This is a genomic window from Streptococcus mitis, assembly GCF_047465045.1.
In the GTDB taxonomy this organism is placed as follows: domain Bacteria; phylum Bacillota; class Bacilli; order Lactobacillales; family Streptococcaceae; genus Streptococcus; species Streptococcus mitis_DT.
The window spans coordinates 1-8,285 of record NZ_JASHAR010000033.1 but is presented as its reverse complement, the minus strand read 5'-3'; the positions used below and the strand labels follow the sequence as shown (position 1 = coordinate 8,285).

Genomic DNA, 8,285 nt, shown 5'->3' with positions numbered 1-8,285 from the left:
ATTACCCTTATCATCTACTACTACCGTAGCTCCTGGGTTAACGACTTTAACCTTATCCTCAATTGCTTTCTTCTCTTCTGGAGTAAGGGCTTCTGGATTTGCTACGACTGTCTTAGAGGCTGGTGTATTGATGTCGTTTCCTGCATTTGGTTTCTTAGTATCTTCAGCAGTACGTACTAATTCATCTACAGGAATCACTTGTGTTTGTCCATCTGGAGTTGATACTTTAGCATTTCCTTTTTCATCTACTGTTACTACAGAATTTGGATTTACTGCTTCTACAGCTGCTTTAATTTTTTCTTTTTCAGCATCTGTTAATTTAGCTGGATCTGCTACAACCACTTTATTCGCTGGTTTAACTACATCATTTCCTGCTTTTGGTTCATTTGCTGTATCAGACGTTTTCACAACTTGTTCAGGAGTGATGGTTTCCTGATGACCATCTGGAGTTGTAACAGTAATATTTCCATCTGCATCTTGAGTAATTTCTTTAGCATCTGGATTTACTTTCTTAACAGCTTCTAAGACCTTAGCTTTTTCATCGTCTGTTAAAGTACTTGGGTCATTTACAAGAACTTTATCAGCCGGAATATTCACTTCACCTACAGCTTTAATAGCCGCTTTATCTGACTCTTCAATTCCATCAACAGCTTCTGCTGTTTTAGCGGCATCTACAGATTTTTTAGCTTGTTCTGCAATCTTATCTACTTGAGCTTTAAGATCTTCTTTTGCTTTAGGAGTTAAATCTGGACGTGCATCAATTGCTGCTTTTTTAGCTGTTGCTTCTTCGTCAATTGCTTTACGAGCATTTGGTTTATCTTCAACTAATGGTAAAGATTTTTCGATTTCAGCTTTTGCTTCGTCTTCTAAAGCTTTAACATCTGCATCTGTTCCTGCTTTGTCGATTTCTGCCTTAGCTTTAGCTGCTAGAGCTTTAGCTGCGTCTGCTGCAACTTTCTTCTCATCATCTGTAGCATCTGGAGTACTTTCGATAGTTTTTAGTTGTTCAGCTAATTTAGCATCAATTGCTTTTTTAGCTTCTGGTTTAGTTACTGCTGTTGGATTTACTGCAGTTACTTCGTCAACACCTGTTTTCTTAGCTGCATCTACTGCTGTTTGCGCTGTTTGTGCAGCTTCTGGTGTATCTGCTACATCTGGTTGTTTAGCGATTTCTGCTAATTGTGCATCAGCTTTATCTTTCGCTTCTTTCTTAGCTGTAGCTTTTTCTTCTTCTGTTAAGTCCGTACGTTTGTCGATTTCGGCATTTTTATCTTCTAATGCTTTCGCGATTGCTTGTTTAGCTGGTTTTTTTGCTACTGGAGTTACATTTGCAACTGCTGTTTCACCATCTGTTTTAGCTTGATCTACATCCGCATCTGTTGTTGCTTTATCAATAGCATCTTTAGCTGCATCTGCTTTTGCTTTCGCTGCTTCTTTTGCTGCTGTTTTTTGCTCAGGTGTTAAATCATCACGAGCGTCAATTGCGTTGTTTTTAGCTGTTAATGCATCTTCAATTGCTTTCTTAGCCACATTTTTCTTAACCGCTTCTGGATTTACTGCTTTAACTTCCGCAACACCCGTAGTTTTAGCTGTGTCTACTGCTTGTTGCGCCGCTGTTGCTTTATCTGAAGTATCTGCAATCGCTGGTTGAGCGTTGATGGCATCTGTAGCCTTTTTAGCTAAGTCTTTCGCTTCTTTCTTAGCTGCTGCTTTTTCTTCTGTTGTTAAATCTTTACGATCATCCAGTTCTTTTTCTTTCTTGGCTAATTCATCTGCTACTGCTTTTTTCGCTTCTTCTTTAGCAATTGGGTATACAGACGTTACATCTGCAACACCTTTATCTTCTGCATCGTTAACAAGTTTTTGTGCCGCTGCTGCTGCTTCAGCCGTTTCTGCATTATCAGGTTGAGCATTAACTTTTGTAAGTTCCGCATCCGCTAATTTCTTAGCTTCAGCCTTAGCCGCATCTTTTTCTGCTTGTGTTAAATCCTTACGATCATCGATTTCCTGATTCTTAGCTGTTAATGCATTCCCAATAGCATCCTTAGCATTTTGTTTTGCTACTGGATTAACCTTCCCAATTTCTGTTACTCCAGTACCTTTTGCTGTATCTACAGCTGCATCTGTCGTTGCTGCATCGATAGCTTTTGTTGCATCTTCAGCTGCTTTATTAACTTTAGCAAGAGCCGCATCTTTTTCTGCTTGTGTTAGATTTTTATCAGCATTAATTGCATCGGCTTTCGCTTGGCGCGCTGCTTCAACATCTGCTTTAGCAGCAGCCTTTTTCGCTACTACTGGATTGTCCCCTGCGATTGCTGTTGTACCTGCTTCTTTCGCTTTATCTAATTCTGCTTTTGTCGTTACATTAGCATCATTAATTGCTGTTAATGCTTTTTCTTTATCAGCATTTACTTTAGCAATTGCCGCTGCTTTTTCTTCATCAGTAGCGTTTGGCGTTGAGTTGATTGCTGCAATTTTCTCAGTTGCTGCGGTGTTTACTGCATCAATTGCTGGCTGTTTGTCTAGTTTTACTACTTCTGTTAGAGTTAACTTATCTGTAGAACCATCTTTATAAGTAACTACAATTTTATCGCCTTCTTTAGTTATAGATTTAATATATTGTGAAGCATTTTCTACTAATGATCCATTTTTATCTTTTAATCTTTCATCATCAGCAGTATTGTATTGAATCTTAATGTTATTTTTAATTTTTTCAAAATCATCATTTGATAAATTGTTAATGTCAGATACTGCTATTTTATTAGCTTCTTCTGTTTGTCCTTGAATATCATATTTCTGAGTTTGTTCACGAACTACTAGTTTGAACCATCCTTCTGGCACTTGGTCTACTGTCTTACCTGAATCACTATTACCATTAGGGTCAGAGAATGTTGCACCTTCTAAATCTTCTGCAACTAAGTATCTTGTCATTAAGTTACCTTTAAAGTTTGGTTGACCTGATACTGACACTGTTCCTGTAATCGTTACTTTTGCTGGATTAGTTTCAGTTGCTTCAATTCCTGTTTCATTTCTTTGGTAACCTGTTGTTAATCCATATTGATCTCTTATTCTACCGCCGGCAGCACCTGGAGCATCATTTCCTCTACCACCTTCAGCAATACGAATATCTTTAATTTTTCCGGAATCATCAGTTGCTGATAATTCTATATTTGTTTCTTCGCCTTTATAAACATAGATTTCTTTTGTAGCTGGATTAGAGAACGGGATAATTCCTTTCGGTCTTACATTTAAAACTTTACTTTTTTCAATTGTATCTACAGAACCATCTTTATATGTTACAACAAGCTTAGAAGAGTCAGTTGTCGATACTGCAACAGTATCAATTAATGAAGTAGGATTAGTAACTGCTGTACCTTTTAGACTTGCAAGTCGTTCGTCATCATTTGTTGAAGAATACTCTAATTTCAATCTTGACTTAATCGTTGCTAAATCTGTTGCTGTAATATTATCAATATCATTAACAGTTATACGTGTAGAATCAGTTAAATCCTTAATATCATACTTAGATGTTTGATCTTTAACGACAAACCGAATATATCCTGGTTTAGATTTTGCATCAGGATCAATATCTAAAGCATTAAAGTTACGATCTGCTGGCATTGAACTAAAGTTATCATTGTCATTAGCAACAACATAACTTGTCCATTGTTTACCCGCATCCAGATTGGTTTCACCTGTCATTGTAATGGTTGCTTCCTGTTTATTATCAGAAATTGTACCCTTACCAGTAACAACACCATTATCAATCTTACCTGTTGTGAATCCAAAAGCTTCAGTATTATTCCAGTTAACATCTCCAGGTCCACGCAAGTACATATCTTTTACAGTAGTATCATCATTCGCTGTGAATGTTAAATCCGTATTTTCACCCTTATAAACATAAACTTGTTTCTCTGCTTGGTTTGAATATGGCACTTTTACTGTAGGTATAGGATTATTGCGTAAAACACTCGTTAAAGCAACAGAATCTCTTGAGCCGTCTTTATAAGTAACAACAATCTGATCTGCTTGTTTCGTTACAGTGTCAATGTAGTTCGAAGCATTTTCTACTAATTTACCGTTTTTATCAAGCAATCTTGCATCGTCTGCTGTATTATAAGTAATTTTTATATTATTTTTAATTTTCTCGAAATCTGCTTGAGAAAGATTGTTTACATCGGCAACAGCAATCTTACCAGCTTCATTTGTTTGTACTTGAATATCATATTTTTGAGTTTGTTCACGAACCCATAACTTAAAGTAGCCTTCTGGTAGTGGATTCGCATTTTCCTGATTTCCACTAGGTTCTGAGAATACTGCCCCATCTAAATCTTCAGCGACTAGATAACGTGTCACTAACTTACCTGTATAAGTTGGTCGATTTGGCACTGATACTGTCCCTGTAATCGTTACCTTAGCAGGATTATCTTGTGTCGCTACAATTCCTTCAGTTTCATTTCTCTGAGATGAGAACGTTAGTCCATACTGATTATTTATTCTACCGCCAGCAGCCCCAGCAGCATCAATTCCTCTTGAACCCTCAGCTATACGAATGTCCTTAAGTTTTCCAGAATCATCTGTTGCTGATAATTCAATGTTTGTTTCTTCACCTTTATAAACATAAATATCTTTTGCAGTCGCATTAGAGAATGGAATATTCCCAACTGGTTTCTTATTCGTAACAGCTTCTGTACGGAAAGCATTATCTCGATCTAACGCTTTTCCATTACGTGAATCATTAGAACCTGTATTTTCAATTGAGTTAGAATCAGATTTTTTCTCTGTATTTTCTGCTTTTTTACCAACAGTTTCTTTACCATTTGTAGTATCTACTACTGGTGTTTCTTTTTTCTCTACAGGTTTATTTTGCAATTTTGAGCTTACTACAGTGACAAATTTGTTATAAGCTGCTTTTAGTTCATCTTGGCTAGTTGCAGAAGCAAGGACAGATTTAGCAGAAGCTAACTCAGAATTTAAAAGAGCGATACTCTCCTCTGTCTTATTAGCGTATTTACCTGCTGAAATTTTCTCTTCAATTTCAGCAATATAGCTTTCCAATTGTGACTTATCCAATGTTGGAGTTGGTTTTGCTGATTCTTCTGGTTTAGAAGTCACTTCTGTTACTGAAGCATCAGCTTGGACAGCCTTGTCTCCCTCTTGAGGTGCTTTGTCTTCAAGATTTTTTTCAATAACTGTTGAATCCTGTTTCCCAAGTTCATTAGCTGATACAGCTCCATTCCCTAGGAACATGAAAAGTGCAGCAACTGCTACGCTAGCTGCTCCAAAACTGTATTTACGAATTGAGTAACGCGTGACTTTTTCACGACGTAAACGTTCAGAACGACTCATAGATGGTTTATTTCCCATTATCTTCTCCTCAAAAATTTATTTAGTTTAGTATCCATACAAAATACTAGCTGTCACTGAGACAGTTGCAATTCTAATATGATTACTTATACATACTATTTTACTGTATTTTTTATTTATATTCAACTGATTAGACTTAAATTTTTACAAAAAAAAAAAAAGTATTTTGGGAAAGTAGGCAATTTTCTGACATCTGCGCACTGTATTTTTATACATTTCATTGCAAGTTGTTTGATAGATGGATCCATCATTGGAATTAACCTATTTGTTGTAAAAAATAATACTATTAATCACAGCAAAACTCTCCGTTTGAAAGTTACTTATCAAAAGATGTTTATTTTAGTATTGATTACACTACTAAATTCAGCTAACTAAAAAACTATCTACTTTCATATCTGCTAATTTCCCTGTCATCCTGACAGATAATGGTGGAGAATTTGCCAGGGTCGATGATATCGAAATGGATGTGCGAGGAGAGAGTAAACTCTTCTTTTGTGACCCTAATCGCTCTGACCAGAAAGGGAGAATTGAGAAAAATCACACGCTAATTTGCGACATTCTACCTAAAGGAACTTCCTTTGACAACTTAACTCAAGAGGATATCAATCTCGTCTGTTCGCATGTCAACAGTGTCAAACGTGCTGCTTTGAATGGAAAGTCAGCCTATGAGCTCTTTGCCTTTACCTATGGAGAAGAGATGCCTAAGCTTCTCGGCATTTCTAAAATACCTGCAGAAGACGTCTGCCAGTCGTCTAAATTACTCCAACATAAGTACCTTTAACCCCATTCAAACGTCTCACACTAACTTCCACCATAGCGGAACTTAGTTTGGGAATTTAGCGGTAAAAATTTTCGAGGATATAAACAGTCAGCTAGAAACTTAGGGAATTGGCACTATAATGACAAGGAGGATAGCTACACACATCCTAATGGTTGGTGCTATCGTTTTCACCATATCAAATATCAGAAAACACAGACGGACTTTCAACAGGAAATCAAGGTTTACTACGCCGATGAACCTGAATCAGCTCCTCAAAAGGGACTGTATATTAATGAACGCTATCAGCACTTAAAAACTAAAGAATGCCAGACGCTTTTATCTCCCGAAGGTAGACAGATTTTCGCTCAACGCAAGATTGAGGTGGAACCTGTCTTTGGGCAGATAAAGGCTTGTTTGGGTTACAAGAGATGGAATCTGAGAGGGAAGCGTCAAGTGAGAATTGACATGGGATTGGTACTTATGGCCAATAACCTCCTAAAATACAATAAGAGAACGACTCAAAATTAAAAAGCTAGAGTTCCGCTATTAGAGATCTCTAGCTTTTTTGTGGCTGAGAATTATTTTGTCTCAGACTCTTTTTGAGATATTTTTTTCATTGTTTTAGGCAAACAACTGCTGATTTCCATCGGCAAGACCACATAATGTTCTTGAGCTAGTTCTTGGGCTGCGGCTGAATGAAGATGAGTCGCTACCACCACACGTTCGTAGAGGCTGGCTTGTTTAAACTGGCCTGCAAATCCTGCAATCATTCCAGCCAGAGTATCTCCCATTCCCCCAGTCGCCTGATAGGGACCGCCAACCTGTAACTGATAATAATTAGACTGGCCAACTTGCCAAACACGAGTAGCCGGACCTTTCTCTACCAAAATTGTTCCTTGAGGAAAGGAAGTCAGGGCACTAGCTGTTGCATCTTCGTTTTGCTTTTCAATAGTAATTCCAGACAGTTTTTCCCATTCTTTTTGGTGGGGAGTTAAGATAAGCTGACACGAAGGAAATGATAATCTAGTTCTAGCAAGGATGGTTAAGGCCCCTCCGTCTACAATCAAAATCTGATTCTGTCTTAAGCTAGCAAAGACCTGTTTTACTAGATTTTCTCCAAAAGCATCGTCTCGTAAACCAGGTCCCACTAAGACCACTTCTGCCTTCTCCAACTGCTCTTTTAACAGTTGCTGGTCTTGAAGAGAAAAGGCCATAGCCTCAGGTAAATGACTGTGCAAAGCTGGGATATTTTCCCTATCCGTTCCAACAGTCACCAATCCTGCACCGCTTTTTACAGCTGCTAAAGCAGACATGATGATGGCACCACCATAAGGATAGGTACCACCTAGCAACAGCAAACGACCGTAGTTTCCTTTATGACTTGTACGAGAACGTTCAATAATGACTTTTTCTAATAATGCTTGCTCAATCACTTTCATTGTTTTTTCCTCTCTATTCATTATACTATAAAGTCTATCCACCTTGCATCTTAAATATAAATCTCTTCGTTCATATAGAAAAAGAGGGGACAAAGCCCCTCTACGAAACATCTTATTTTTCCAAAAATAAATCAATTTCTTTTTTACTTTTTGCTACAAAGATAGCAGATAAGGCTAGTCCAACACTTGCTAAGAAAATAGCTGTTTCTGACTGCTTTTCACCAGTTTCTGGCAATCTCTTGTCTTCCTTGGCAACTTGAACTAGTGCTTCTAGAGTCTGAGTTTTTTCTAACGAACTTAGTTTAAACTCTGGTTTTTCTACTGTCGGTGCAGTTTGACCGCCTACGGTTGATAATGGGCCTGTGTACTCTGGTACTTCATTGACTAAGGCTTCAACGGCATTGACTCCACCAGTGAACTCAGGAACTTCAAGCACTGGTGCTGGTTCTTCACCCTTGCTTGATTGAACCGGTTCTTCTGTTAATTCTTGATAAAAGCTTGCCAATTCATAAAACTCAGCCTTGCCACCTTCCCAGACTAATTTGACATCTAGAAGAGAACCACCATTTCGGATAGCAAAAGTTTGGAGACCAGATGTAATGGCACCGAGGTCTGTCCAGCTCTCTTGACCATCCTTGAGTGTTCTCACTTGAACTCGTGCTTTCGCTCCCTCAGGAAGGATTGAAACAAGCCGTAGATGGTTGGCATTGGTTGGTTCT

The 8,285-nt window shown here is 38.0% G+C and carries 3 protein-coding genes and 2 pseudogenes; 2 read left to right on the top strand and 3 right to left on the bottom strand.

Annotation, left to right across the window (positions count from 1 at the left end; genetic code table 11):
• Positions 1-5,367, bottom strand: a 5,367-nt coding sequence (locus QM409_RS10535; protein ID WP_414310507.1) for a DUF1542 domain-containing protein, incomplete at its 3' end; no start/stop codon positions are given.
• Between the two features lie 403 nt (positions 5,368-5,770).
• Here QM409_RS10535 and QM409_RS10530 point away from each other — a divergent pair.
• Positions 5,771-6,148: pseudogene (locus QM409_RS10530) on the top strand (transposase); the annotation flags it as partial.
• A 69-nt stretch (positions 6,149-6,217) separates the two neighbouring features.
• A pseudogene (locus tag QM409_RS10525) lies at positions 6,218-6,655 on the top strand (transposase); the annotation flags it as partial.
• Between the two features lie 50 nt (positions 6,656-6,705).
• Here QM409_RS10525 and QM409_RS10520 read toward each other — a convergent pair.
• Both QM409_RS10520 and QM409_RS10515 read right to left on the bottom strand, forming a co-directional pair.
• A complete protein-coding gene (locus tag QM409_RS10520; RefSeq protein ID WP_414305729.1) occupies positions 6,706-7,566 on the bottom strand; it encodes an NAD(P)H-hydrate dehydratase in 861 nt (286 codons plus the stop codon).
• A 112-nt stretch (positions 7,567-7,678) separates the two neighbouring features.
• Positions 7,679-8,285, bottom strand: a 607-nt coding sequence (locus tag QM409_RS10515; protein WP_414305728.1) for an SIALI-17 repeat-containing surface protein, incomplete at its 5' end; no start/stop codon positions are given.

What these genes read in the sequence shown, in the direction of transcription:
- QM409_RS10520 (WP_414305729.1), bottom strand. Translation starts at nt 7,566, where the DNA reads ATGAAAGTGATTGAGCAAGCATTATTAGAAAAAGTCATTATTGAACGT.